A 25610-nucleotide genomic window follows, 5' to 3' on the forward strand; every position below is an offset into this window, starting at 1 on the left:
CTTCCCTGTATTGTCTTGTCGCAGATCTTAGCGCGTCAGGCGCTTGTAGGCCTGGCTGCCGGCGTTGAGCGCATCCGGGCCGAGGCGGCGGATCTTGTCCTGCTCGTAGTCTTCGAAGTTGCCTTCGAACCACTCCACATGGCCATCGCCTTCGAAGGCGAGGATATGCGTCGCCAGACGGTCGAGGAACATGCGATCGTGGCTGATGATGATGGCGCAGCCGGCAAAGGCTTCGAGCGCGCTTTCGAGCGCACCCAGCGTTTCCGTATCAAGGTCGTTGGTCGGTTCGTCGAGGAGGAGAACGTTGCCGCCGGCCTTCAGCATCTTGGCCAAGTGAACGCGGTTACGCTGACCACCCGAAAGATTGCCGACCTTCTGCTGCTGGTCGCCGCCCTTGAAGTTGAACGCGCCGCAATAGGCTCTGGAGTTCATGTCGAACTTGCCGAGCTTGATGACTTCGGCGCCACCGGAAATTTCTTCCCATACGGTCTTGTCGGCGGCCAGCGCATCGCGGCTCTGGTCGACATAACCGAGCTGAACCGTTTCACCGACGCGGATCGAACCGCTATCCGGCTTTTCCTGCCCGGTGATCATCTTGAACAGTGTCGTCTTACCGGCACCGTTCGGGCCGATGATGCCGACGATGCCACCCGGCGGCAGCTTGATCGACAGGTCGTTGATGAGCGTGCGACCCTCAAAACCCTTGGTGATGCCTTCCATCTCGACAACGACGTTACCGAGGCGCTCGGAGACCGGGATGATGATCTGCGCATCGCCGGGACGAATGCCCTCGGCTGCATCCACCAGCTGTTCATAGGCCTTGATACGGGCCTTCGACTTGGCCTGACGGGCCTTCGGGCTGGATGCGATCCACTCCTGTTCGCGCGACAGGGCCTTCTGGCGGCCGGCTTCTTCGCGGCTTTCCTGCTGCATGCGCTTGGCTTTCGCCTGCAGGTAAGCGGAATAGTTGCCTTCGTACGGAATGCCGCGGCCGCGGTCGAGTTCGAGAATCCAGCCGGTGACGTTGTCGAGGAAGTAGCGATCGTGGGTAATCATCATCACGGCGCCCGGATAATCGCGCAGGTGCTTTTCCAGCCAGGCGATGGTTTCGGCGTCAAGATGGTTGGTCGGTTCGTCGAGCAGCAGCAGGTCCGGCTGCGACAGCAGCAGACGGCAGAGCGCGATACGGCGACGCTCACCACCCGAAAGCAGGGTCACGTCGGCATCCTTCGGCGGGCAGCGGAGCGCTTCCATCGCCATCTCGACCTGCTGTTCCAGATCCCACAGGTTCTGGCTGTCGATGATGTCCTGGAGTTTCGCGCCTTCGTCGGCTGTCTCGTCGGAATAGTTCATCATCAGTTCGTTATAACGATCGATGATGGCGGTCTTGTCGGCAACACCGACCATGACGTTTTCAAAGGCGGTCTTGGCCGGGTCCAGATGCGGTTCCTGCTCGAGGTAACCGACGGTCGCACCTTCGGCGAGCCAGGCTTCGCCGGTATATTCCTTGTCCTGGCCGGCAATGATGCGCAGCACGGTCGACTTACCGGCGCCGTTCGGGCCGAGAATACCGATCTTGGCATCCGGGTAGAAGGACAGGTTGACGTTTTCGAGGATCTTCTTGGCGCCGTAGGACTTGTTCAGTCCCGACATGTGGTAGATGAACTGACGTGCCATCGGTAACTCTGCTCCGGGGAAAAGGGATTTGCCCGCTATGTAGGCGAAGAAGCGCTCCGGGGCAACGCGTGGTGCGCCGAAAGCCGCAGGTTTCGACGCCTAATTTACGTTATTGCAGGGCCGAATGGTCGATCCGGAACAGCTGGAACGGGTTGTTTGCACCGGTTGGCAGGCGGATCAGGCCCGGCCAGTCCTTGCCGATGGACAAGGCGTCGTAAAGCGGCGCCGTACCGTAATCGGTCTTCAATGGAAACCGGCAGATGGCGACGTAATCGAATGGCGCAAGCGCATTGCGGCGCACGTCCCTATCCGAACTGAGGAAAGCCTCGAACATGCGCTTCATGCCGGGTGCCGCACGGTGAAACGGAATGGCGGCCACGGAAAAGCCCGGCGGCAGCGCGCTGATGAGTGTTGCTCCCATGCCCTGCGGCGCGGCGATACGCCCGGGGGCATTTGCAGCCAGAGCGCTGAAATCACCCTGCTCACAGGTATCGTAACCCATGTAATCGGCCGCATCGAACATGGGAGGTGGAACGGGTGTGGCCACCACGATCAATCCGGCCACTGCCACATAGATCGCAACACAGCCAAGCGCCACGCGACGCGCAGTCCTGCCCGTCGAACCATCCAGCAAGAACTGTGCCGCGACCGGCACGAAAAGAGGAGCGAAGGCAAAGGCAAAGCGGATATAGCGGTTGAGGATCAGCGTCAGCATCAGGGCGGCCCAGGCGATGATCAGCACGATCAGCAGGCCAACCCAACCGTCCCCCCGCCGGGAGGCAGTTTTGCTCGATGCCAAGGTCAGGACAGAAGCGAGTATGACGGCCAGCAAGATGATGGAGGCCTGCCCCTGCTGGATGAAATAGAGGGCGCTATGTTCCTGCGCCACACGATCGAGCCAATGACTTTTGGAAAGCGGATCGATCATCCAGTAAGGGCCGGCGAGGCATTGCGGAAACAGAACCGCGAACACGACGAGCAGCGCCACACCCGGCACAGCAAGGGCCGCGGCTTGCGCAGCCCAGCCTGCATTCGGCACAAACCGCGCGACGCACCATAAAATGGCGCTGAAACCCGTCAGCAGCACGATATAGGGCGCAGAGAAAGCATCGCATTGCGTGGACAGCAGACCGACCGGCCCCAGCAATCCGTAGGCGAGCGGAACGGACAGCCAGAACATTATGGCGCAAGCACGCCTCAGCATCACTGCCGCGCCATCCACGCGCAGAAACATTGCCACCACGAGGCAGGCGTAAGCGAGGACGACAAAGGGCAGCCCTTCGAGAGAGATCGCAACCGCGGCCAGCGTGCCGATACCGACAAGCCAGCCACCGGCACGGTCCCAGCGCACGAGACCGCACAGGATCGCCATCAGGGCGACAATCTGGGCATTGTGGTGGTCGATCCGGCCCGGCACGAATTCCCAAAGGGCAAAGGCCATGAGAATGGTTGCCGAAGCGACGACGACATAGCCCAAAAGCGATGCCGCGACACTCATGCGCCGGTAGATGACAGCGCATTGCAGCGAAAACACAGCAAGCATGACCGGAGGCCAGATATCGAACGCAAGGCCCAGCGCTGTTTCGGGACCGAAAACTGGCGTCAACAGGGAGGCGATCAGCACATAGGGCGCATCGATCAGACGCGACCACGGAGACACATAAGGTTCCGGCAGTGCTACCGCCGGCAAACCGAGATCCCACCATGAACCGCCGCCGAACATCAGGTGGTGAATCTGGACTTCACGTATCTGGTCGTCAATGTCGCCGAGAAACCTTCGAGCGTCGGCGAGATCGAACAGGCAGACACAGAAGGCTATCACCAAAACGGTGGCGAAGAGCGGCAGCAGACGCAACTCCGCAGGTCGCGCCAGATCGCTCACGCCAGTTTCCGCCACATGTGTCACGTATAGATAACCCCGCCAATTCCGACCTCAAAACTAGTCCATGGCCATTTAAGATTGCACTAAAGCTTAGCCTCTGCGAAACAAGGCAAACACAGATTATTTGAAGTACAGCGGAACAACATGTTCGACACGACAGAGCGACTGCCGAGCCCGACCGGTGCCAACCTCGCCTATCACCACGAGCCGGCCCGCACCGCCGCCATCGGCATCCTCATCATCTGCCACGGGCTTGCGGAGCATTCCAGACGGTATCGCCCCTTCGCCGAAGCCATGGCGGCAGCCGGTTTCCACGTCTATGCGCATGACCATCGCGGCCATGGCGAAACGACCGCGGATGACGCGCCGATCGGCCGTTTTGGCCTGCGCAGCGGTGGCATCACGGCGACCCGCGACGTTCAGGCGATGCGCAACATGGCAACAACAGCGCATCCCGATCTGCCGGTCATCCTTTTCGGCCATTCGATGGGAGGCCTGATCGCCCTCAACACCGCAGAGGCCTTTCCCGCCAGTTTTAATGCACTGGCAATATGGAACTCCAACTTCAATCCGGGCATCGCGGGCCGCGCCGCACAACTGGTACTGAAAACGGAACGGGCGCTGAAAGGCTCGGACGTGCCGAGCACTCTGCTGCCAAAACTCACTTTTGGCGCATGGAATAAATCCATCGGCGAAGGCCGGACCGATTTCGACTGGCTGAGCCGCGACCACGCAGCTGTCGATGCCTATGTCGCCGATCCGCTCTGCGGTTTTGATGCCAGCGTTTCCCTATGGCTCGACATTTTCGACCTGACCTTTCGCGGGACGCAAAACGATAATCTGCTGAAACTGCCACAATCGCTGCCGGTCCACCTCGTCGGCGGCGGCTGCGATCCGGCGACCGATAACGGTCAGGCGGTCAAGTGGCTGAGCCGGCAGATGCAGTCGCTGGGCATGACCCGCGTGACCTGCAACATCGACCGCGACATGCGTCACGAAACACTGAACGAGATCGGCGCGGCCACCGCTATCGCCGATTTTTCCGAATGGGCAACGCGTGTTCTGCCGGAACCCTCCGCCGTACCCGGCCCCGATTGGGAATGACCTCATGATTTAAATTCACGTGCCCGCCAAAACACTTGCCGTTATCAAATACCGAGGAGATTTCTGTCGCGCTTACAGCGGCAGGCCGAATGGCATGACGGAGGATTGGGCATGACGGACACACACACGAAAAAGCCTCCGCTTTACGGCATCCGTGTCCTTGAACTTGCCCGCGTCCTTGCCGGCCCATGGGCGGGCCAGATGCTGGCCGATATGGGCGCCGATGTGATCAAGGTGGAAAACCCTGAGGGCGGCGACGACACCCGCGCCTGGGGACCTCCCTTCGTGGAAAGCGCGGATGGAGAAAACCTGTCGGCTGCCTATTACCATTCCACCAATCGCGGCAAACGCTCGATCGCGGTGGACCTGAAGACCGAGGAAGGCCAGGCTACCGTTCGCGAACTCGCCGCCCGCGCCGATGTGCTGATCGAAAATTTCAAGCGTGGTGGCCTCGAAAAATACGGGCTGGATTACGACAGCCTGAAAAAGATCAATCCCAAACTGGTCTATTGCTCGATCACCGGCTTCGGGCAGGATGGCCCTTATGCCGACCTCGCCGGTTATGACTACATCGTGCAGGGCATGTCCGGCTTCATGTCGGTGACGGGAGCCCCCGATGGTGAACCGATGAAGGCGGGTGTCGCCATCGCCGACATTTTCACCGGCATCTATGCCGTCACCGCCATTCAGGCCGCGCTGATCCATGTGATGAAGTCCGGCGAGGGTCAGCTGGTCGACATGGCGCTGCTCGATGTACAGGCCGGCATTCTTGCCAACCAGAACATGAACTATCTCGTCTCCGGCACAGCCCCTTCCCGGCTCGGCAATGCCCATCCCAATATCAGCCCTTACGAGGTCGTGCCGGTCGCCGACGGCCATATCATCCTTGCCATCGGCAATGACGGCCAGTTTCGGCGCCTGACAAGAATTCTCGGCATCGAGGCCATGGCCGACGACCCCCTGTTTGCCACCAACAAGGCGCGTGTCGCCAGCCGCGCCGGCGTGCGCGGCATGGTGACAGCGGAAACGGCAAAATGGCAGAAGGCCGATCTGCTGGAAGCATGCGGCAAGGCCGCCGTTCCGGCCGGCCCGATCAATTCCATCGCCGAAATGTTCGAAGACCCTCAGGTGATCGCGCGCAAACTGCGCATTGATCTGGAGGCCGAGGACGGTACGGTGATCCCCGGCGTGCGTAGCCCGATCGTGCTGTCGCAAACGCCGCTTCACTACCACCGCCCGAGCCCGGCGCTTGGCGAACACACGGATGAAATTCTGGCGGAACTTCGTGGATCCGCACCTCAAACGAAAGGACATGCGGGATGAAGACCGGCGGCCAGCTCATTGTCGAGGCTTTGAAGGCGAACGGCGTCAAGCGCGTCTCCTGCGTGCCCGGCGAAAGTTATCTCGCCGTGCTCGACGCGCTGCATGACAGCGATATCGACGTCCTCGTATGCCGCCAGGAAGGTGGGGCGGCGATGATGGCGGATTGCTGGGGACGCCTCACCGGCGAGCCGGGCATCTGCATGGTGACGCGCGGCCCCGGCGCCACCAATGCCTCCGCCGGCCTGCATGTCGCCAAGCAGGATTCGGTCCCGATGATCCTGTTCGTCGGCCAGATCGGCCGCGACATGAAGGAACGCGAGGCGTTTCAGGAGGTCGAATATCGCCGCGCCTTTACCGAATTCGCCAAATGGGTGGGCGAGATCGACGATGCCCGCCGCATCCCGGAATTTGTCACCCGCGCCTTTGCCGTCGCCACATCCGGTCGTCCCGGCCCGGTCGTTCTGACGCTGCCGGAAGACATGCTGGTGGAAGAGGTCGAGGCCGTTGCCGCCAAACCCTATACGCCGGTCGAAAGCCATCCCGGCGCGTCGCAGATCGCCACCTTCGCCTCGGTTCTATCCAAGGCCAAACGGCCGATGTTCATTCTCGGCGGCACCCGCTGGAGCGAACAGGCTGTGGCGGACTTCCAGACGTTTGCGGAAAAATTCAAGGTGCCGGTCGGCTGCTCCTTCCGCCGCCAGATGCTGTTCGACCATACCCATCCGAATTATGCCGGCGATGTCGGCATCGGCATCAATCCGGCGCTGTCGAAGGAAATCAAGGAATCCGATCTTCTCGTCCTGCTTGGCGGCCGCCTCTCGGAAATGCCGTCCTCCGGTTACACGCTGGTCGATATCCCCTACCCGGCGCAGGCTTTTGTGCATGTCTATCCCGACCCGGAAGAGTTGGGCCGCGTCTATCGCCCCGACCTTGCCATCTGCGCGGCACCCGCCGAATTCGTTGCAGCGTTGAAGGATCTGCCGGCACCGAAAAAACCGGTCTGGGCCGAACGGACGGCAGACATGCACGCGGCTTACGCAAAATGGTCGACACCACCCAAAACCGGCCCGGGTGATGTGCAGATGGGTCCGATCATGGACTGGATCGAAGTCAATACGCCGAAGAATGCCATCTTCACCAATGGCGCCGGCAACTACGCCACATGGCTGCACCGTTTCCACCGTTTCCAGCGGTTCAACACGCAGGCGGCGCCGACATCCGGCTCGATGGGTTACGGCCTTCCCGCAGCCGTTGCCGCCAAGCAGTTGTTTCCGCAGCGTGAGGTCGTGTGTTTTGCCGGCGACGGCTGTTTTCTGATGCACGGGCAGGAATTCATCACCGCCGTGCGTTACGAACTGCCGATCATTACCGTGCTCGTCAATAACGGCATCTACGGCACGATCCGCATGCATCAGGAACGCGAATATCCCGGCCGCGTCAGCGGCACCGATCTCATGAACCCGGATTTCGTCGCCTATGCGCAGGCATTTGGCGGGCACGGCGAACTGGTGGAAAAGACCGAGGATTTTGGCCCGGCCTATGAGCGGGCACGCGCCAGCGGCAAACCGGCGATCATCGAAGTGCGTCTTGATCCGGAAGCCATCACTCCGGCAAAAACGCTGACGCAGATCCGCGACAAAGCTTGAACGAAAAAAGCCGGGGCATCAGACGACGCCCCGGCTTTTTTATTGAACTGTCAAAAAATCAGATCGCCGCGGTGACGATGAATTCGACGCGATATTTCGGAGCGGCAAGCGCTGCTTCGCTGGTGGCGCGAGCCGGCGTGTTGGCCGGATCGACCCATGCTTCCCAGGCAGCGTTCATCTCGGAGAAATCGTTGATGTCGGCGAGGTAGATGAGCGTCTGCAGGATTTTCGACTTGTCCGAACCGGCAGCGGCCAGCAGGCGATCGACTTCGCCCAGCGCGTCCTTGCACTGTTCGGTAACGGTTTCGCCTTCGCCAACCTGGCCGGCCAGGTAAACGGTGTTGCCGTGGACAACCGCGCCGCTCATGCGGGCGCCGGGCTCGATACGCTTGATGGTCATGGGAATGCTCCTCGAAAAAAATGCGAGCGTGGAGAAGCCGGCGTCAAATGATCACCGGCGGCGAGAGTTCGTCAGCCGCGCAGGCGCTGGCTCTGTTCGTAGATGGCGGTCGAGCGGGCGCCCGAGCGGCAATAACCGAGCATCGGCTTCGGCAGGTCTTCCAGTGCGTCAACCATTTCGGTGACACCTTCCGGCGTCAGGCCCATGCGGCCGACCGGAATATGGCGGATCTGGATGCCCAGCTCCTCAGCGCGTACGGCAACATCGGCAAAGCTCGGCTGGCCCGGCTCCTCCTCATCGGGGCGGTTACAGACGATCGACTGGAAACCGAGTGCCTTGACCTGATCGACCTCTTCGACGGTGATCTGGCCGCTGACCGAATACTCGTCGTTGATCGGGCGGATATCCATGCGTGACCCTCCAGTTCTGTGAATTGCGCATCACTTAGCGTGATGCGGCGCGGAGCGTCAATGCAAGCCGCGCCAATGTTTTAGACAAATGCAAAGCGCAGCGCATAGTCGGTGCTTTCACCTGGCTGCACCATGTCGAGTTCACCGCTTGCGGCCAGTTCGGAACGTTCCGCCAGCCGGTGCGAAACCGGCTCGATGCCGAGCACATGCGCCGGCGCCTTCTGGTTTCGCCACATCTGCAAGTGCGGCAGCGTGTCGGTCCTGAACTTCACATGCAGTGTGCGGCCATCGAGCGCTGCGATCGGACCAAGCGACACCTCGGCCCACTCCTCGCCCTCTTCCGCTGCCGGCACGCAAAAAACGCTGCCCGGCTCCTCGCCAAAATTCCAGGGAAAGCCGCCGCCTTCGAACATTTTGCCGCCAAGCCGCACGCCATCGTCAAACAGCCATGCGCCGAGGTTCATGTGATACATGTGCACGCGCGCAAACGGCGTCGCACCCGTGTTCGTCACGCGATCCTTGAGCGAGACCTCGCCCGTCTGCCCGTCTATGCGCCAATGCCGCTCCAGAGTGGCCGAACCGCCATCCGCCAGCGTCACGGAAACCTTGGCATGGCATTCGGCATCGTCACCCTGCGCATCCCAGAACAGGATTTCGGCCGGATGCGCGGAAAAGGATCCATGCAGCGGATATTTCCTGCCATCCGTCCGGCCATCGATCAGGTCGGGATGACGGATGTGGTCGGGCCCGCAGGTGAACAGAAACCCTTCGAGCGAATGATCGATTCGCGGATCGCCATCATCGGGAATGGCGCGGCCCGGTGCGACATCCACTCCGTTGACGATGCAGGAGCCGATATCGAGAACCGATGTCGGATCAAGGAACAGTTTTGGTCCCTTACCAGTGGAAAACGCCTTCATGTCTGCCTCCCCCCGAGACTATTGTGATTGGTAAACGGGTAAACACGGGAAATTTAACAACGCCTTCACCACGAATTCATTTTTTCCACATTAGGGTCGCAATTTATTAGTCTGGAACAATGAGCTCGACCGTTGGAACGAGACGCCACCCTTTCGGGTTGAAGATGAAGTTAAGGATCGGTGATATCGTGAAGCGCAGTCTCGTTACAAGTCTCAGCCTCCTTGCCCTGACGGCGGTTGCCGCCCCGGTTCAGGCGCAGGTCATGTACCGCGATTACGGTGGTGCACCCGATTATCGTTACGAGCGCCAGTACGGCAGAGAACAACCAACCCTCGTCACGCCTGAAGGCTATATCCTCGATTACACGCCGGAGCCCGGCGAATTCGTGGTCACGCGCGACCGTAACGGCCGCCGCGTTTACATGGATCGCAACGGCAATGTGGTGGCCACCGAGATGCAGCAGCAGAGCCGTCGCGATCGTGGCGGTTATGCGCGCAGTGAACCCATGCCCGGCGTCGCCCCCGGTTATCGCGACTACCGCGATTATCGCGGTAATGGCCGATACGACGGCGAAGTCACCGGTTCCGTGCCGAACAACGGCTCCGTCACCCGCCTGCCGCTCGAAGAACCGTCCAACGATCCGTCGCAATACGACCCGGACTATGCCTCGATCGAGCCGAACCAGACGCAGCCGCTCGGCCCCGAGCCGCAACATTCCGGTCAGACGATTACCGTCACCAACAAGCCGCAGGCCGAAATTGCGGCGCTTCAGGTGTTTCTCGACCGCGAAGGCATTTCGCCGGGCGTGATCGACGGACGTCTGGGCGATAACGTCAACAAGGCAATTGCCGCCTGGCAGGAAATGACCGGCGAAACGCTCGATCCGAACAATGCCGAGGACATCGTGCGCCGCCTCTCCTATTCGGGTGGCATGCCGATCGTCGACTACACGATCACCGCCGCCGATGCCGCCGGCCCCTACGTCGCCTCGATCCCCGACGACTACGCTCACAAGGCGCAGCTGCCGGCCATGTCGTTTACCTCGACCAGCGAAAAGCTGGCCGAGCAGTTCCACATGGACGAAGGCTACCTTAAGGCACTGAACCCGAATGCCGACTTCACCATTCCCGGCACGATCATCAAGGTGATCAATCCGGGCACGCCGAAAACCGGCAATGTCACCCGCATCATCGCCGACAAGGGCCGCAAGCAGGTGTTTGCCTATGGCGAGGATGGCAAGCTGATTGCCGCCTATCCGGCCACGATCGGCTCGTCCGATACGCCCTCGCCGGTCGGCAACCACACCGTCGCCCGCATCGCATTGAACCCGGGCTACACCTACAATCCCAAGATCAATTTCCAGCAGGGCGAAAACCGCGAAATCCTGCAGATCCCGCCGGGTCCGAACGGCCCGGTCGGCACGGTCTGGATCGCGCTGTCCAAGCCCACCTACGGCATTCACGGCACGCCGGAACCATCGAAGATCGGCAAGACCAACAGCCATGGCTGTATCCGTCTCACCAACTGGGACGCGACGGAACTGGCCAAGATGGTCAAGCCCGGCACGACCGTGGAATTCGTGGAATAACGGCTGCCGTCCTTCTCATCGCAACCCCCCGGAAGTCTGCTTCCGGGGGTTTCTTTTTCCTGCACGCATTCCGGAAATCTACCCTTGCCATGGGCGCTTGCTGCCCTTGATATCGTCGGGATAACCGCGCCGATTTTCATCACGGGATTTTTAGAATGACAAAACCCTTTGCCGTCATCGACAACAAGGTTTTCTGCGTCGGCAATGATGATCGGGAACCGGTCGAGATCGGCGGCGGCATTTCGCCGGATGGTTTTGCCATCATCAGCGCCTTCGAGGATGGCTGGCTGTGGGCGGGTTACCTACGCGATGCCAAGGGTGTCTGGTGGTTCCATGCCCGCAACAGGAAGGCACAGTTCGTCACGTCAGATGCCGATGGCTTTCGCGTGATTGATGATGATTACGGCCTCGATTCAAGCCATGTCTATCTCGAGGATCGAAACATCCCCGGAGCCGATCCCGAGACCTTTGCACTGGTCGAGAACGGCACGTATTTCGCAAAAGACCGTCACCGCATCTATGTGAAGGACGGTTCGCATTTTTTCCAGTTCGAAGAGATCGACATCGAAACAGTAATTGCCAACGGCCCGCTGATCGGCGATGCCAACAACCTCTTTCACCACAGCTCGTCGCTCAGCTCGATCAATCATTACCGGCATCGCGAACAGGTACATTTTTCGCTCGAGGACGAGCATGACCAGCTGATCGGCGCATGGCTTGCCAAACACCACCCCGACATCATCGGATGGTGGCATCGCGATTACCCATATTCGGCGGATGGTGCCGAGCAGATTTCGGACGATTGGTACGCCACGGATAACGCCGTGTTTTTCCACGAAACCCACGAACACATGCGCGGCAAGGGCGAAGCCTTCAACCTGCTGAGAGGCGCCGATCCAAAAAGTTTTGAAGCGCTCGATTCCGACCACGGGCGGGACGAGAAAAACGTCTTTTGCCGTCAGCGCCGGATCAGAGATGCCGATCCATCCAGCTTCAAGGCCCTCGGCGCCCTGTTCGGGGCCGATGTCAAGGCGGTCTATTACAATGGTTACCGTGTGGAAGGCGCCGATCCGGCAAGCTTTGTCCGATTCGACACGACACGCGCCTATGGCAAGGACAAGACCAGCGTCTACGCCGAGACTTTCGACAGGACGAGCCAGCCCTTTGGCCATCCGGACCATGTGCTGGCACCACTGGAAGGCGCACAAACGGAGAGTTTTCAGGCGTTCGGCAGCCGCGGCTCATGGGCCGCGGATGCCAAAAGCGTCTATCTTGCAGGCGAACACAAAAAGAAGCTGGACGCCGCCAGTTTTCGATTCCTCTGCGAAACATCCACCAACAGCTGGGCGCAGGACAAAAACGGGCTTTACCGAGCCAATGGCACGATGAACGTTGCCGGTATCGATGGCGCGAGCTTTGAGAAAATGAACGATTTCTGGGGCAGCGACGGCAAGGTGGTGTTCTCGTTCATCACCGGTGCGATCCAGAAGGCAATCGATACCAAGACTTTCGAGGTGACGGACGATGCGGGCGGGGCAAGGGATGCGAATGCCGAATACCGGATCGAAAACGGTTCGATAAAGAAGAAAAAACGGTAAGGCGGAGCATCACATGGATTTCTCAACGAGATTAAAGGGTGCGTTTTCCCTTATCTTCGGACGCGGCGACAATGGCACTGTCTGTTCGTTCTGCGCCTCTAACCGCCATGCGGTCGAAACGATCATCGCCGGGCCGGCGGCGATATCGATCTGCAACCGCTGTGTCATGCTCTGCAATCAGATACTTTTGGAAAACAGCGACATACAGCAATTTCGTTGCCATGCCGATAAACCGCATGAACACACATTCGGTCTTGCGCTTCATCATGAAGAAGCCCTGCTTGGTGAACCGGAGCGGATCGCGCTCGACCCGATGCTGCAGAGACTTGTGGCAACGCTTCCCGAAACACGGCTGGTCGGCTGGAGTTTCTCGCATGCGCAAGACCGCTTTGACATGCTGACCATCTCGCTCGTTACGACCTCCACAATCCCGCATCAGGAAATCGAGGCAATGGCGATCGCAAACTGGAAAGAGATGCGGGATCGGTTCGTGTCGGCCCGTCAAATGTCGGCCAATGCGCCGGAGCCGGAACTGATCACCATCGCCGCAGCAGCCAGACAAGCGGCTGAAACATATGCGGAAGTGGTCGTTTCATCCGAACCGACCACTTCCTGAAAAATGTAGGCGTCAGGCCGCCTGACGACGGAAAGAGAACATGTGTGGCATGCCCGAGCGCACCACCCGCACCGGCATCAGCCGCATCACTTCCGTCGCGAAGGCCGCTGCATTTTCGCGGGCCTTGTCGACATTGCTGACCTTTGCCGGATCGAGCGTGTGCAGCGTGCCGCCCACTTCGAACAGTTCCTTGAAGGCATTGCGCTCGTTGATCGGCGTGTTCAGCACGTTGACGCCACGCGCCGCCAGCAGACCCTTGATGGCAACCAGCGCCTTGGTCGTCACCATCGAGGCGACACGCGTCAGCACCACGGAATGGGCGATGTCGAGATTGGCCTTTTCCTTCATCATCGCCAGAAGATCGAGGATCTGCGCCGCGCCCTTGGCGTCCATGGCGGAACCCTGGACCGGGATCATCACATGATCGGAAAGGCCGATCGCCGTCGTCACCAGCGCATCGCGAGCACCGGCAAGGTCGATGATGAAATAGTCGGTCTGCGCGGCCATCTCGCGCAGATGACACTGCAGCGAGGCAAGGCTCACCTCGGAGATCACCTCGATATTGCGGATCGGGCCGGACATCTGCGCCCACTGGCTGATCCAGCGTTGCGGATCGGCGTCGATCAGCGTGACACGGTGGCCGGAATGGGCAAGTTCTGTTGCCAGCAGAAGGGCTGCCGTCGTCTTACCGGCGCCGCCCTTGGCATTTGCGAAAGAGATTACTGGCATGCGAAAAATCCTCGAAAAGGTGCGAGCCGCATCGCTCCTGTGGGGCGCTATGGAACATGCGCCGATGTTCACATCCTTTCCAAACATGGTTAACAAGACGTTAATTCAGATATCGTTAATATAATGATTGAGTTTTCGTGTATTGCACGCAAAACGTGAAAACCCGCCGACAAGCAGCGGGTTTCACTGGAACTTCCAAGGCAGCACGCGAGAGCCTCTTGCCTGCGAAAACGTTAAAAGCAGTCGCGAAACAGGGTTTTGGTATTCTCCAGCGTTAATGGAACCGGATTTCCGCCGGCACTCGGGTCCTCGATCGCCATGGCCGAAAGCTCGTCGATCCGATCAGGAGCTATTCCCATCGCTGTCAGCGTATCGGGCACGCCGAGTTCCGACCGTAACGACAGGACGTAATCGTAGAACCCGTCGAAGCCGCCGGAAATGCCGAGATAGGCGGCGGCGCGGGCGATCTTCTCCTCAATGGCCGCGCGATTGAAGCGCAACACGGCCGGCATCACCACCGCATTGGTCATGCCGTGATGAGTGTTGTAGACGGCGCCGATCGGGTGTGACAGTGCGTGGATGGCGCCGAGCCCCTTCTGGAAAGCGACAGCGCCCATGGCAGCGGCCGCCATCATGTTGCTGCGCGCCTCGATATCGGTGCCTTCATGATAGGCGCGCGGCAAAAACTCCTTCACCAGCCGCATGCCCTCCAGCGCGATGCCCGCCGACATCGGGTGGAAGAAGGGGGAGGAATAAGCTTCCAGGCAATGCGCGAACGCATCCATGCCGGTGCCGGCGGTGATCACCTTCGGCATGCCGACCGTCAGTTCCGGATCGCAGATCACCACGCCCGGCAGAAACTTCGGGTGAAAAATGATCTTTTTGACATGCGTCTGCGAATTGGTGATGACCGAGGCGCGACCGACTTCCGAACCGGTGCCCGCCGTGGTCGGCACCGCCACGATCGGCGCAATGCCCTCCACCGAGGCCCGCGTCCACCAGTCGCCGATATCCTCAAAGTCCCAGACCGGTCGGGTCTGGCCGACCATGAAGGCCACGCACTTGCCGAGATCCAGCCCCGAGCCGCCGCCGAAGGCGACGACGCCGTCATGGCCACCATCGCGAAACGCCTTGATACCAGCTTCGAGATTGATCTCGTTCGGGTTCGGATCGACCTCGGCGAACATGGCCCGGCCAAGCCCCGCCTCTTCCAGCACATCAAGCGCCGTCTGGGTGATGACCATGGTGGACAGGCCACGATCGGTGATCAGTAGCGGCTTTTTCATGCCCAGCGACTTGGCGGCCTCAGCCAGTTCCCTGATCCGGCCACGGCCCATCTTGACGGCGGTGGGATAACTCCAGTTGGCAACGATGTTCATGCTGTAACCTTCTTCAGGTGGTATGATTTCGGACGCGTGAGATTGTGGAAACCGAGGACCGAGAGCGAGCCGCCACGACCGGTCTGCTTGACGCCGGTCCAGACCAGCGCGGGATCGAGATAATCGGCACGGTTCATGAAGACGGTGCCGGTTTCGATCTCGGCACCAATACGCGACGCCCGCTCGACGTCCTTGGTCCAGAGCGATGCCGTCAGCCCGTATTGGCTGTCATTCATCAGCGCGAGCGCTTCGTCATCGCTTTTCACCTTCATGATGCCGACGGCCGGCCCAAACGTCTCTTCGCGCATGAAGGCCATGGAATGATCGACATCGGTCAGCACCTGCGGCGCCAGATAGGCACCGCCATCATCGGCCGGGAACAGCTTTGGATCGACCAGCGCCTTTGCACCCTTGGCAACGGCATCGGCCACCTGTTCGCGCACCAGTTTGGCAAACCGCTTGTTGGCCATCGGCCCGAGCGTGGTATCCGCATCCAGCGGATTGCCGAGCTTGTAATTGGAAACCCAGGCGACCGATTTCTCGACAAAGGCGTCATAGAGATTTTCGTGCACATAGACGCGCTCGATGCCGCAGCAGCACTGGCCGGAATTGAAGGTCGCACCATCCATCAGCGTGTCGACAGCGGCCTCGAGATCGGCATCCTCCATCACATATCCGGGGTCCTTGCCGCCAAGCTCCAGCCCGAGACCTGTAAACGTGCCGGCCGCCGCCCGCTCGATGGCACGCCCGCCCTCCACCGAACCGGTAAAGTTGACGAAATTGAACGAACCGGCCGCGATCAGCGCAGCACTCGTCTCGTGGTCGAGAAAGACATTCTGAAACACGTCCTCCGGCACGCCGGCTTCGACAAAGGCGCGCACCATGCGCTCGCCCATCAGCAGTGTCTGCGCCGCATGTTTGATGATCACCGTATTGCCGGCCATCAGCGCCGGTGCCACCGTGTTGATGGCGGTCATGTAAGGGTAATTCCACGGCGCGATGACGAAAACCACGCCATGCGGCTCGCGTTCGATGCGGCGGGCAAAGCTTGCGCTGTCCTCCACCTCGATCGGCTTCAAGGCATCGGCGGCGATGGAGGCGACGTAATTGGAGCGCTCGTTGAAACCTTTGAACTCGCCGCCATAACGCACCGGTCGGCCCATCATCCAGGCCAGTTCCGGCACCACCTCGTCCACCATCTCGTTGAGGCGGGCGACACCTTTCAGAACCAGCTGCACACGGTCTTCCAGCGGCATTTTCGCCCAGCTTTTCTGCGCTTTCCGGGCACGCTCCACCGCAGTCTTTGCCGCATCGAAAGAGAGCACCGGCCGCTCGGCATAAACCGAACCATCGATCGGCGAAATGCATTGGATCATCGTCATTTCCAGAAAAACTCCCAAAATTCAGCAGGCATATCAGCAGGAGAGCGTGCGGACATGGCCCGCAGCACCGTAGTCGAGGATTGCACGGTCACGCGTGACAATGGTGAGGTCGTGTTCGCGCGCGGTGGCGATAAGGATGCGGTCGATCGGGTCTTTGTGAATGGGCTGCGGAAGACGACAGGACGCAATGAAAATATCGGCAGTCACGGCCTGCTCTGACACCTTTCCGTCACGCCTGAAATCATCGTACCAGAGCTTCGCATCGTCTTTTTCGTATACCCGTCCCCTCGCCACGAGCATGGCCATCTCCCAAGCCGTCGCGGCAGATATGTAGATTGGAACGCCACTTACGCGGCATGATGCAATGGCATCCGCAGCAGAAGCGGCCAAGCGTTCATTCTGGCTGATCCAGATCACCGCGCAGGTATCGAGCAGATAGGGCTTACTCATTGTAGAGCTTCTCACCCCACTCATAATCCCAGTCCATCGGCGCCGTCAGATCGACACCCGGCATGACTGTTATCGTCCCCTTCATGCAGCCGAAGGCCGGATGTAATTCCACAATGCGTCCGTCCTGCGTCTCCATCCAGCGCTTGCCGTCCTTGTAGATGATATCATCCTCGGTGAACCATTTGATCGCGGGATCAAGCGCGGGCGGACCGCTCGTCGCTGCATAGGATTCCTGCTTCTTTTCCGAGAAACCGAACACCGCTTCCTCACCGCGGCGATGCAGAGCGACAACATTCAGCGGCACGCGCAGAAACGCCGAGACCCCATCCTGCTCCTCGGCGCTCATCTTGCGATCGCCCTTCAGCATGCGCGAAACGGAACTCGGATCGAGTTTGAGAAATTTGGCAAGCTCGCTGCTGGAGGCGCCGATTTCCTTCAGCCTCGCATAAAACCAGTCGCTGTCGATCTTGGTCATGGCGTCATCCTCGAAAGCCCGCATTCAACCTAGGCGATCATCGATAAAAACTCAACAATCCCGCTGGGTCGATTGCGGTTTCCTCATGCCCTTTCGAAACCACGCGCCACTTCCCAGTCGGTTACCCGCCGGTCGTATTCCTCCTGCTCCCAGCGCGCCGCCCGCGTGTAATGATCGATCACGTCATCACCGAAAGCGGCCCTCAGCATGGTCGATGCGGTCATCACCTCGGTCGCCGCCCGCAAGGTCACCGGAATTTCGCGCACGTTCTTGATGCTGTAGGCATCGCCGACGAAAGCCGGCTCGAGCGCCATCTTCTTTTCGATGCCCTCGATCCCGGCGGCAATCAGTGCCGCCATGGCGAGATAGGGGTTGAGGTCGGCGCCGCCGACGCGGCACTCGACACGCACCGCCTTGCTATCCTCGCCACAGAGGCGGTAGCCAGCCGTGCGGTTGTCCTTCGACCAGACCGCCTTGGTCGGCGCGAACGTGCCGGCCACGAAACGCTTGTAGGAATTGATATAGGGCGCCAGAAAATAGGTGATCTCGCCGGCATGGGCGAGCAGCCCCGCCATGTAATGCCGCATGGTTTCCGACATGCCGCACTCACCGTCCTTGTCGAAAAACAGCGACGTCTTGCCGTCAGCGCTCCATAGCGACTGATGGATATGCGAAGAGGAGCCTGCGGCATTGTAATGCCATTTTGCGAGGAAGGTGATGGCCTTGCCCTTCAAAAAGGCGATTTCCTTGCAGCCGTTTTTGACGATCACATGCCGGTCGGCCATGGTCAGCGCATCGGTGTAACGGACGTTGATTTCCTCCTGGCCCGCCGAGGCCTCGCCCTTGGAATTTTCCACCGGAATGCCAGCCCCTTGCAGGCCTTTGCGGATTGCCCGCATCACATCCTCTTCCTTGGTGGTCTGAAAGATGTGGTAATCCTCGTTATAGGCGCTCGCCAGTTTCAGGCTGCGATAACCGGAGGCCTGCGCCTGTTCGTAGGTCTGGTCGAACAGGAAAAATTCGAGCTCCGTCGCCATGAAGGCCTTCATGCCCATGGCTTCAAGCCGCGCCACCTGCTTTTTCAGGATGGCACGCGGCGAATGCGGCACTTCCTCATGGGTGTGATGGTCGAGCACGTCGCACAAAACCAGCGCCGTACCCTCCAGCCAAGGGATGCGGCGTAGCGTCGAAAGATCCGGCTTCATCGTATAGTCGCCGTAGCCGCTTTCCCAACTCGTCGCCTTGTAGCCACCGACCGTCTCCATCTCGATATCGGTGGCAAGCAGGTAGTTGCAGCTATGGGTCTCCTTCCAGGCGCTTTCGACGAAAAATTCCGCCTGGAAGCGTTTGCCCATAAGCCTTCCCTGCATGTCCACCTGACATGCCAGAACAGTATCGATAACGCCTTCAGAAACGTCGGCCTTCAAGTCTTCGAATGTGTATGCGGCGGTCATGCAGCTCCCCGATATGCTCGGATTGTTTGACATGTCGACCGGCGGCATGTGTGCCGCCGGTCCTCACGTTTGCTTTTTTCAGGCACGGGCGGCAGCGGCAGCCACCGCCTTCTCCTTGTGCTCCAGCGCAAATTCCTCTTCCGGCGACAGGATCAGCTTGTGGCGACCGATCAGCGCGAAATAGGCGATGGCAACGGCGAACCACACCGCGACCCAAAGAACGCCCTTGGTGAAATTGGGGTCCTGAACCTGATAGACCAGCGTCACGCAGGCGATGATCACCGTCAGCGCCGCGCCCGGCACACCGAGCGGCGAGCGGAACGGCCGCTCGATATTCGGCAGATTTTTCCGAAGCAGGATGAAGGAGATCGCCTGCATGATGTAGGAGAACATCGCCCCGAACACCGCCATGTTGAGCAACACCGCGCCGATAACGCTGCCGCCAGCTTCCGCACCCAGCGCAAACCAGATCACCAGCATGACCGCCAGACCGGTGCCGGCACCGGTGAGCATGGCGATATGCGGCGTCTTGAAGCGCGAATGGGTGATCGACAGCGCGGTCGGGAAGTAACCGGCGCGCGACAGCGAATAGATCTGCCGGCCCTGCGCATAAAGGATGGTGTGGAAACTGGCGATCAGGCCCGTCAGCGCGACGAGACCGAGAACCACGACGCCACTATCGCCATAAACGGCCTTGAAACCGTCGAGCAGCGGTTCCAGTGCGGAACCGAGATGGAAGGCACCGACGCCCGGCAGAGACGGGTTGAGAAGCACGATCATGAAGGCGGAAATCATCAGAGTGATGATCCCGAGAATGATGCCCTTGGGCATGTCGCGTTTCGGATCGACGGATTCTTCCGCCGCCAGCGGCAGCTGCTCGATGGCAAGAAAGAGCCAGACGGCGAAGGGCAGTGTTGCCAGCACACCGGAGAAACCGAAGGGGAACCAGTCGCCATTGCCTTCCGGCAGTTCCACCGCCGCACCATCCGGTCCGACGCCGATATTCAGCGCCCAGCGGGAAAAATCCATGTTGGGAATGGCGCTCACCCAGAAGAACACCAGCACCGCCAGTGACACCAGCGTGATTACCAGCGTCACCTTGAACGACAGTTCCAGACCAAAAATGTTGAGGCTGAGAAACACCGCGTAGAAGAACACCCACAAAAGCGGCGAATAGGCCGGGTCCAGTCCCAGAATGGTGTTCACGTAAGCGGTGATGAAGGTGACGATGACGGCCGGCGTCAGCACGTATTCGACGTTTTCACACAAGCCCGTAATGAACCCGCCCCACGGCCCCATGGCGGTACGGGCGAAGGAATAGGCCGCGCCCGTATGCGGCAAAGCCGGGCTCATTTCCGCAATGGAAAAGGTGAGGCCGAGATACATGATGGCGATGATGATGCCGGCCACCAGCATGCCGCCCCAACCGCCGGTGGCGAAACCAAAGTTCCAGCCGGAGAAATGGCCGGAAACAACAGCGCCGACACCGAGCGCCCAAAGAGACCAAACGCCCGCGTAACGGGATAGATGCCGTTTTTCGAAATAGGATGCGTCAGCCTTCTTGTAGCTGACCCCTGATGATGAACTTTCCATGCCTTCTCTCCTGATCAAAGAAAAAACAGGCGACCGGCCGTGAATGGCCGGGCAGCGCCCCCAGTTCCGTTCGTGCCCACCGCCCGATATTTCGGTGTCGGTGACATGCAGTGCTGTTTCCCTAGGGTCTCAGGTGTCGGCCGTTGCGAGGCTTTCCCGCAAAAGGCCGGTCAGGAAATCGGCCACGACCCTCTGGTCGACCTCCTCTTCGATCAAATCGTTCCTTATCTCGATCATGACATTCAAAAGCCCGCCCGGCAGAGCGTGAACTTCCAGCGTATGGGTCACACCATCGGCGGCCCCGTAAGGTTCATTGCGCTTGATGCGGTAGAGTTTTGTATCTGCTGCCGTCGCCAGCATACGGTCGGCCAGACGGCTGTCGGCATCATGCAGAATGCCGATCTCCACCTCGCGCTTGCGGCCGTAATAGACCGGCGTAAAGCTGTGTACCGTCACCAGCACAGTCGCCCTGCCCGTTTCTGTCCGGGCAGCGATCTCTTCAGCAATCCGCTTCTGAAATGGCAGATAGAGCGCTGCGGTGCGACGCGCCTTTTCTGCTTCTGACAGGTTCTCGTTGCCGGGAATACGAAAGACCTCGCTGACATCACGCATCGCGGCGGGTGATTCCGGCGGACGGTTGCAGTCATAGATCAGCCGTGAAAACCGCTGGTGGATCAGCACAGCATCGAGGCTTTGCGCCATGAGCTGCGAAACGGCCAGCGCGCCGGGGTCCCATGCGATGTGCGAGGAAAGCGCACCCGCAGACAGGCCGAGATCGCCATAGGCTTCCGGCAGCCGGTTGGAGGCATGTTCGCAAACCAGCAGCACGTCGCTCAGACCGCCGCTGTTTTCCACGGCAACCGGATCGCCATCCGCTTCTGTCAAAACCGCTGACTGAACGAGCATGCAGGCCCCGCCGCATTCGTTAACGAACATTGAAGAAAAGAATTCTTCACTTTTTGCCGAAGGTCAATCGTATTCCTGAAAGAATCTTTTCAGAGGCCCCATTGACAGAAACCGCCCGACAATTGTTAATTTCAGCCAAACCGGCAAAGACCGGAGGGGAAAACAGCATCCGTGCCAGCCACCTCACGCACCGTCTCAGATGTCATACGCCGCGGCTACGACAGCCTGACGCCGACCGAGCGGAAACTGGCGGATAGCCTGCTGGAGAATTATCCGGTGTCCGGGCTTGGAAGCATAACGGTGACTGCGGAAAATGCCGGCGTCTCGACGGCGACGGTGGCGCGCGCCGTGCAGAAACTCGGCTTCAAAGGTTATCCGGAATTCCAGTCACACCTGCACCAGGAACTGGAAGCGACGATCTCCAACCCGATCGCCAAACACGATCACTGGCAGGATCGCTGGGCCGCCCGCGCCCCGGACACCCATATCCTCAACCGCTTCGCCGAAGCCGTCACCGACAACCTGCGCGAAACGCTGGCCGAAATCGATATTGCCGCCTTTGATGGCGCAACCGCCCTGCTGCGGGATCTCGATCGGCACGTCTATTTCGTCGGTGGCCGCATCACCGGTTCGCTCGCCGAATATTTCTTCACCCACATGCAGGTCATCCGGCCGCGCACGACGCTGATTTCCAACAATTCCAGCTCCTGGCCGCAACATGTGCTCAACATGAATGCCGGCGACGTGCTGGTGATTTTCGACATCCGTCGTTACGAGCAGGAGATGGCGACGCTGGCGGAAGCCGCCAAAGCGGCCGGTGTCGTCATCGTCTTGTTCACCGACCTGTGGGCTTCGCCTGTTACCCATCATGCCCGCCACACGTTCAAGGTCCGAATAGAGGCGCCCTCGGCGTGGGATTCCTCGGTCGTTACCCTGTTTGTTGTGGAAGCCTTGATCGAAGCCGTGCAGAGCGCCGGCTGGGAAACCACCCGCAAACGCATGCATTCCTTGGAAAATCTTTTCGAGCGAAGCCGTCTTTTCCGCCGCTTAGCGAAAAACGATCGCTCAAATCACGGATAGTTCACTGAAAATCAGTGGAAATCCAAGTGTTTGCATTGATGCTTGCGCAGCTGTGCATACTGTCACATTCGATACATGAACCGGCTCTACGAGTGTCGCCGACACAATCTGAAACTTAAGGAGGATACCGTGATCACCAGGACCAGACGTCTTCTATCCGTCACCACCGCCATGCTCGTCGCCTCGACCAGTTTTGCCTTCGCCGAGCCGAGCGCAGAGCTGGTTGCAGCCGCAAAGAAGGAAGGCATGCTCACCACTATCGCCCTGCCCCACAGCTGGTGCGGTTATGGCGAAGTCATCGCCAGCTTCAAGAAGAAATACCCGGAAATCCAGGTCAACGAATTGAACCCGGATGCCAGCTCGGGCGACGAAATCGAAGCCATCAAGGCCAACAAGGACAACAAGGGCCCGCAGGCACCTGACGTCATTGACGTCGGTCTCTCCTTCGGTCCGTCCGCCAAGAAGGAAGGCCTCATTCAGCCTTACAAGGTCTCGACCTGGGATTCGATCCCGGACGATGCCAAGGATGCCGAAGGTTACTGGTACGGCGATTATTACGGCGTTCTGTCGTTCATCGTGAACACCGACATCGTCAAGGAACTGCCGAAGGACTGGAAAGATCTGACCAAGTCGGATTACGCCAACTCGGTCGCTCTCGCCGGTGACCCGCGTTCGTCCAACCAGGCCGTTCAGGGCGTTTACGCCGCCGGTATCGCCGCTGGCGAAACCGATGCCACCAAGGCTGGCGAAGCCGGCCTGAACCTGTTTGCCGAAATCAACAAGGCCGGTAACTTCGTGCCCGTCATCGGCAAGTCCGCATCGCTCGCGCAGGGCTCCACCCCGATCGTCATCGCCTGGGACTATAACGGTCTCTCCTGGCGCGACACGCTGAAGGGCAACCCGCCGCTCGAAGTCGTCGTTCCGGAATCGGGCGTTGTCGCCGGCGTTTACGTTCAGGCGATCTCCGCCTACGCGCCGCACCCGAACGCTGCCAAGCTGTGGATGGAACACATCTATTCCGACGAAGGCCAGCTCGGTTACCTGAAGGGTTATTGCCACCCGATCCGCTTCAACGATCTTGCCAAGAACAACAAGATCCCGAAGGAACTGCTCGACGCCCTGCCGCCGGCTGCAGCCTATGAAAAGGCTGTCTTCCCGACACTCGACGATCAGGACAAGGGCAAGACCGCCATCACCACCCAGTGGGACAAGGTCGTCGGCGCCAACATCCAGTAATCACTCTGGTATCGCATTGGCCTCTCCGCGAAAACGCGGGGAGGCTTTCATTCCTCCGGCAGAAACGGCGGCATTGATGTCCACCGCATCCTCTCCCCTCATCGATCGCCGCACGATCATCGACTGGCTCGGCATTGCGCCGTTCATGATCTTCGCGCTGATGTTCCTGATTGCCCCGACGCTCTATCTGGTTAGCGGCGCGTTTTTCAACGCCGAGGGCCATTTCACCTTCGAGAACATTGCCGGTCTTTTCACGCCGACCATCATGTCCGCCTACTGGATTTCGATCAAGGTTTCGCTTGCCTCCTCGCTGGGTGGCGCGCTGATCGGATTTTTCCTGGCCTGGGCAATCGTGCTCGGTGGCCTTCCCTCGTGGATCCGCTCCGGCCTCCTGACCTTTTCCGGCGTCGCCTCCAATTTCGCCGGCGTGCCGCTGGCCTTTGCCTTCATCGCCACGCTTGGCCGCACCGGGCTTGTGACGGTGCTGCTGCGTGACTGGTTCGGCTTCAACCTTTATTCGACGGGCTTCAACCTCCTGTCGTTCTTCGGCCTGACCATCACCTACATGTTCTTCCAGATTCCGCTCATGGTGCTGATCCTGACGCCGGCGCTGGATGGATTGAAGAAGGAATGGCGCGAGGCTTCCGAAATCCTCGGCGCCTCCAACTGGCAATACTGGCGCATGATCGGCCTGCCGATCCTGTGGCCGAGCCTGCTCGGCACCTCGCTTCTCCTGTTCGCAAACGCCTTCGGCGCCATCGCCACGGCCTATGCGCTGACCGGCGCCTCGCTCAACATCGTGCCGATCCTGCTTTACGCACAGATCCGCGGCGACGTGCTGCACAACCCGAACCTCGGCTATGCGCTGGCGCTCGGCATGATCGTGATCACCGGCCTGTCCAACATCCTCTATATCTGGCTGCGCATGCGCGCCGAACGCTGGCAGAAGTGAGGGCGCGCGCATGAAGATGACCAAATTCTTCGCCTGGTTCGCCATCGCCGTTGGCGTCACCTATTTCTTCGTGCCGCTGGCCGGCACGTTCGAATTTTCGCTGCGCATGCGCCGTGGCGAATATTCGCTGGATGCCTATGGTTCGGTGTTTTCCGACGTGCAGTTCCAGCAGACCTTTGGCTTTTCCATGCTGATGGCGCTCTTTACAATCGTCTTCGGCATGCTGCTTGTCGTGCCGACCGCCTATTGGGTGCGCCTGCGCCTGCCGCAGATGCGCCCCTTCGTGGAATTCGTCACGCTGATGCCGCTGGTCATTCCGGCCATCGTCATCGTGTTCGGTTATCTCCGGCTCTACAATTCGGCCTCCTACATTCCCTTCACCGGCTCGCTGCTCGGCACCAACATCCTCTTGGTGATGTCCTACATCACCCTGTCGCTGCCCTACATGTACCGCTCGGTCGATACCGCCATGCGCACCATCGATGTGCGCACGCTGACGGAAGCGGCCGAAATCCTTGGCGCCAAATGGCCGACCATCATGTTCCGCTGCATCTTTCCGAACGTGATGTCCGGCGTGCTGTCGGGTGCGTTCATCACCTTTGCCATCGTGATTGGCGAATTCACCATGGCCGCGCTTCTCAACCGTCCGGCTTTCGGCCCCTATCTGCAGCTCGTCGGCGCCAACAAGGCCTATGAGCCCTCCGCGCTCGCCATCATCGCCTTTGCCATCACCTGGCTTTCCATGGGCCTCATCCAGCTCGTGTCGCGCTTCGGCAAGCTGACACAGTCCCGTCCTTAAAGGTTTAACC

The 25610-nt window shown here is 59.8% G+C and carries 23 protein-coding genes and 1 pseudogene; 11 read left to right on the plus strand and 13 right to left on the minus strand.

The genetic code is table 11. The features are described from left to right. Window positions 1-27: 27 nt before the first annotated feature. Both ettA and J2T09_RS07990 read right to left on the minus strand, forming a co-directional pair. A complete protein-coding gene (ettA, locus tag J2T09_RS07985; RefSeq protein ID WP_306833012.1) occupies window positions 28-1677 on the minus strand; it encodes an energy-dependent translational throttle protein EttA in 1650 nt (549 codons plus the stop codon). 109 nt (window positions 1678-1786) lie between these two features. Continuing rightward, a complete protein-coding gene (locus J2T09_RS07990; protein ID WP_306833014.1) occupies window positions 1787-3559 on the minus strand; it encodes a hypothetical protein in 1773 nt (590 codons plus the stop codon). A 144-nt stretch (window positions 3560-3703) separates the two neighbouring features. Between J2T09_RS07990 and J2T09_RS07995 the strand changes: the two genes are divergently transcribed. The 3 genes from J2T09_RS07995 (at window position 3704) to J2T09_RS08005 (ending at window position 7632) form a co-directional block, all read left to right on the plus strand. Continuing rightward, window positions 3704-4663: an alpha/beta fold hydrolase gene (locus J2T09_RS07995; RefSeq protein WP_306833015.1), complete on the plus strand. Its 960-nt coding sequence runs from the start codon at window positions 3704-3706 to the stop codon at window positions 4661-4663. A 111-nt stretch (window positions 4664-4774) separates the two neighbouring features. Further along, complete coding sequence (locus J2T09_RS08000) at window positions 4775-5986, plus strand: CaiB/BaiF CoA transferase family protein (protein ID WP_306833019.1); 1212 nt, start codon at window positions 4775-4777, stop codon at window positions 5984-5986. Beyond that, on the plus strand, window positions 5983-7632 hold the full coding sequence (locus tag J2T09_RS08005; protein WP_306833021.1) for a thiamine pyrophosphate-binding protein: 1650 nt from the start codon (window positions 5983-5985) through the stop codon (window positions 7630-7632). The genes J2T09_RS08000 and J2T09_RS08005 overlap by 4 nt, the downstream gene beginning before the upstream one ends. 58 nt (window positions 7633-7690) lie before the next feature. Here the strand turns inward: J2T09_RS08005 and J2T09_RS08010 are convergent, their stop codons facing one another. The 3 genes from J2T09_RS08010 to J2T09_RS08020 all read right to left on the minus strand — a co-directional run bounded on the left by J2T09_RS08010 (window position 7691) and on the right by J2T09_RS08020 (window position 9362). Further along, entirely contained in the window at window positions 7691-8032 is a 342-nt protein-coding gene (locus J2T09_RS08010) for a RidA family protein (RefSeq protein ID WP_306833023.1), read from the minus strand. Between the two features lie 71 nt (window positions 8033-8103). Beyond that, on the minus strand, window positions 8104-8442 hold the full coding sequence (locus J2T09_RS08015) for a TIGR01244 family sulfur transferase (protein WP_306833025.1): 339 nt from the start codon (window positions 8440-8442) through the stop codon (window positions 8104-8106). Window positions 8443-8522: 80 nt separating this feature from the next. Beyond that, on the minus strand, window positions 8523-9362 hold the full coding sequence (locus J2T09_RS08020) for a DUF4432 family protein (protein WP_306833027.1): 840 nt from the start codon (window positions 9360-9362) through the stop codon (window positions 8523-8525). A gap of 164 nt (window positions 9363-9526) precedes the next feature. Here J2T09_RS08020 and J2T09_RS08025 point away from each other — a divergent pair, with 164 nt between their 5' ends. The 4 genes and pseudogenes from J2T09_RS08025 to J2T09_RS08040 all read left to right on the plus strand — a co-directional run bounded on the left by J2T09_RS08025 (window position 9527) and on the right by J2T09_RS08040 (window position 13165). Beyond that, window positions 9527-10951 (plus strand): L,D-transpeptidase, encoded by a 1425-nt coding sequence (locus J2T09_RS08025; protein WP_306833029.1) that lies wholly within the window; start codon window positions 9527-9529, stop codon window positions 10949-10951. A 155-nt stretch (window positions 10952-11106) separates the two neighbouring features. Then, window positions 11107-12549, plus strand: a complete 1443-nt coding sequence (locus J2T09_RS08030; protein WP_306833031.1) for a DKNYY domain-containing protein — start codon at window positions 11107-11109, stop codon at window positions 12547-12549. Between the two features lie 13 nt (window positions 12550-12562). Beyond that, a pseudogene (locus J2T09_RS27575) lies at window positions 12563-12688 on the plus strand (hypothetical protein); the annotation flags it as partial. Between the two features lie 174 nt (window positions 12689-12862). Beyond that, window positions 12863-13165 carry a hypothetical protein gene (locus J2T09_RS08040; protein WP_306833035.1) on the plus strand — a complete coding sequence of 101 codons (303 nt, stop codon included), beginning with the start codon at window positions 12863-12865 and terminating at the stop codon, window positions 13163-13165. Between the two features lie 12 nt (window positions 13166-13177). On the opposite strand, the gene J2T09_RS08045 is transcribed toward J2T09_RS08040, so the two are convergent. From J2T09_RS08045 to J2T09_RS08080, 8 genes are all read right to left on the minus strand, one after another. Further along, a complete protein-coding gene (locus tag J2T09_RS08045) occupies window positions 13178-13894 on the minus strand; it encodes an AAA family ATPase (RefSeq protein ID WP_306833037.1) in 717 nt (238 codons plus the stop codon). Between the two features lie 233 nt (window positions 13895-14127). Next, window positions 14128-15273, minus strand: coding sequence for an iron-containing alcohol dehydrogenase (locus tag J2T09_RS08050; RefSeq protein WP_306833040.1), 1146 nt, complete (start codon window positions 15271-15273; stop codon window positions 14128-14130). Then, entirely contained in the window at window positions 15270-16655 is a 1386-nt protein-coding gene (locus J2T09_RS08055; RefSeq protein WP_306833042.1) for an aldehyde dehydrogenase family protein, read from the minus strand. The genes J2T09_RS08050 and J2T09_RS08055 overlap by 4 nt, the downstream gene beginning before the upstream one ends. A gap of 33 nt (window positions 16656-16688) precedes the next feature. After that, complete coding sequence (locus tag J2T09_RS08060) at window positions 16689-17105, minus strand: type II toxin-antitoxin system VapC family toxin (protein WP_306833044.1); 417 nt, start codon at window positions 17103-17105, stop codon at window positions 16689-16691. Beyond that, a complete protein-coding gene (locus tag J2T09_RS08065) occupies window positions 17098-17580 on the minus strand; it encodes an XRE family transcriptional regulator (protein ID WP_306833045.1) in 483 nt (160 codons plus the stop codon). The genes J2T09_RS08060 and J2T09_RS08065 overlap by 8 nt, the downstream gene beginning before the upstream one ends. An 83-nt stretch (window positions 17581-17663) precedes the next feature. Then, entirely contained in the window at window positions 17664-19034 is a 1371-nt protein-coding gene (locus J2T09_RS08070) for a glutamine synthetase family protein (protein ID WP_306833048.1), read from the minus strand. A gap of 78 nt (window positions 19035-19112) precedes the next feature. Further along, on the minus strand, window positions 19113-20627 hold the full coding sequence (locus J2T09_RS08075; RefSeq protein ID WP_306833050.1) for an amino acid permease: 1515 nt from the start codon (window positions 20625-20627) through the stop codon (window positions 19113-19115). Between the two features lie 129 nt (window positions 20628-20756). Beyond that, window positions 20757-21533 carry an N-formylglutamate amidohydrolase gene (locus J2T09_RS08080; RefSeq protein WP_306833052.1) on the minus strand — a complete coding sequence of 259 codons (777 nt, stop codon included), beginning with the start codon at window positions 21531-21533 and terminating at the stop codon, window positions 20757-20759. Between the two features lie 171 nt (window positions 21534-21704). Between J2T09_RS08080 and J2T09_RS08085 the strand changes: the two genes are divergently transcribed. The 4 genes from J2T09_RS08085 to J2T09_RS08100 all read left to right on the plus strand — a co-directional run bounded on the left by J2T09_RS08085 (window position 21705) and on the right by J2T09_RS08100 (window position 25600). Continuing rightward, the gene (locus J2T09_RS08085) at window positions 21705-22613 is read left to right on the plus strand and encodes a MurR/RpiR family transcriptional regulator (RefSeq protein ID WP_306833054.1); all 909 of its coding nucleotides are present in this window, start codon (window positions 21705-21707) and stop codon (window positions 22611-22613) included. Window positions 22614-22742: 129 nt separating this feature from the next. Further along, a complete protein-coding gene (locus tag J2T09_RS08090; protein ID WP_306833056.1) occupies window positions 22743-23849 on the plus strand; it encodes an ABC transporter substrate-binding protein in 1107 nt (368 codons plus the stop codon). A 76-nt stretch (window positions 23850-23925) separates the two neighbouring features. Beyond that, window positions 23926-24801 carry an ABC transporter permease gene (locus tag J2T09_RS08095; RefSeq protein ID WP_306833058.1) on the plus strand — a complete coding sequence of 292 codons (876 nt, stop codon included), beginning with the start codon at window positions 23926-23928 and terminating at the stop codon, window positions 24799-24801. Window positions 24802-24811: 10 nt separating this feature from the next. Next, entirely contained in the window at window positions 24812-25600 is a 789-nt protein-coding gene (locus tag J2T09_RS08100; protein ID WP_306833060.1) for an ABC transporter permease, read from the plus strand. Window positions 25601-25610 lie beyond the last annotated feature (10 nt).

Source organism: Neorhizobium huautlense (assembly GCF_030811685.1).
GTDB classification, from domain to species: domain Bacteria; phylum Pseudomonadota; class Alphaproteobacteria; order Rhizobiales; family Rhizobiaceae; genus Neorhizobium; species Neorhizobium huautlense_A.

Coding starts and splice junctions, on each gene's coding strand:
- ettA (WP_306833012.1), bottom strand. CDS start 1,677: ATGGCACGTCAGTTCATCTACCACATGTCGGGACTGAACAAGTCCTAC.
- J2T09_RS07995 (WP_306833015.1), top strand. CDS start 3,704: ATGTTCGACACGACAGAGCGACTGCCGAGCCCGACCGGTGCCAACCTC.
- J2T09_RS08000 (WP_306833019.1), top strand. CDS start 4,775: ATGACGGACACACACACGAAAAAGCCTCCGCTTTACGGCATCCGTGTC.
- J2T09_RS08005 (WP_306833021.1), top strand. CDS start 5,983: ATGAAGACCGGCGGCCAGCTCATTGTCGAGGCTTTGAAGGCGAACGGC.
- J2T09_RS08010 (WP_306833023.1), bottom strand. CDS start 8,032: ATGACCATCAAGCGTATCGAGCCCGGCGCCCGCATGAGCGGCGCGGTT.
- J2T09_RS08015 (WP_306833025.1), bottom strand. CDS start 8,442: ATGGATATCCGCCCGATCAACGACGAGTATTCGGTCAGCGGCCAGATC.
- J2T09_RS08020 (WP_306833027.1), bottom strand. CDS start 9,362: ATGAAGGCGTTTTCCACTGGTAAGGGACCAAAACTGTTCCTTGATCCG.
- J2T09_RS08025 (WP_306833029.1), top strand. CDS start 9,527: ATGAAGTTAAGGATCGGTGATATCGTGAAGCGCAGTCTCGTTACAAGT.
- J2T09_RS08030 (WP_306833031.1), top strand. CDS start 11,107: ATGACAAAACCCTTTGCCGTCATCGACAACAAGGTTTTCTGCGTCGGC.
- J2T09_RS08040 (WP_306833035.1), top strand. CDS start 12,863: ATGCTGCAGAGACTTGTGGCAACGCTTCCCGAAACACGGCTGGTCGGC.
- J2T09_RS08045 (WP_306833037.1), bottom strand. CDS start 13,894: ATGCCAGTAATCTCTTTCGCAAATGCCAAGGGCGGCGCCGGTAAGACG.
- J2T09_RS08050 (WP_306833040.1), bottom strand. CDS start 15,273: ATGAACATCGTTGCCAACTGGAGTTATCCCACCGCCGTCAAGATGGGC.
- J2T09_RS08055 (WP_306833042.1), bottom strand. CDS start 16,655: ATGACGATGATCCAATGCATTTCGCCGATCGATGGTTCGGTTTATGCC.
- J2T09_RS08060 (WP_306833044.1), bottom strand. CDS start 17,105: ATGAGTAAGCCCTATCTGCTCGATACCTGCGCGGTGATCTGGATCAGC.
- J2T09_RS08065 (WP_306833045.1), bottom strand. CDS start 17,580: ATGACCAAGATCGACAGCGACTGGTTTTATGCGAGGCTGAAGGAAATC.
- J2T09_RS08070 (WP_306833048.1), bottom strand. CDS start 19,034: ATGACCGCCGCATACACATTCGAAGACTTGAAGGCCGACGTTTCTGAA.
- J2T09_RS08075 (WP_306833050.1), bottom strand. CDS start 20,627: ATGGAAAGTTCATCATCAGGGGTCAGCTACAAGAAGGCTGACGCATCC.
- J2T09_RS08080 (WP_306833052.1), bottom strand. CDS start 21,533: ATGCTCGTTCAGTCAGCGGTTTTGACAGAAGCGGATGGCGATCCGGTT.
- J2T09_RS08095 (WP_306833058.1), top strand. CDS start 23,926: ATGTCCACCGCATCCTCTCCCCTCATCGATCGCCGCACGATCATCGAC.
- J2T09_RS08100 (WP_306833060.1), top strand. CDS start 24,812: ATGAAGATGACCAAATTCTTCGCCTGGTTCGCCATCGCCGTTGGCGTC.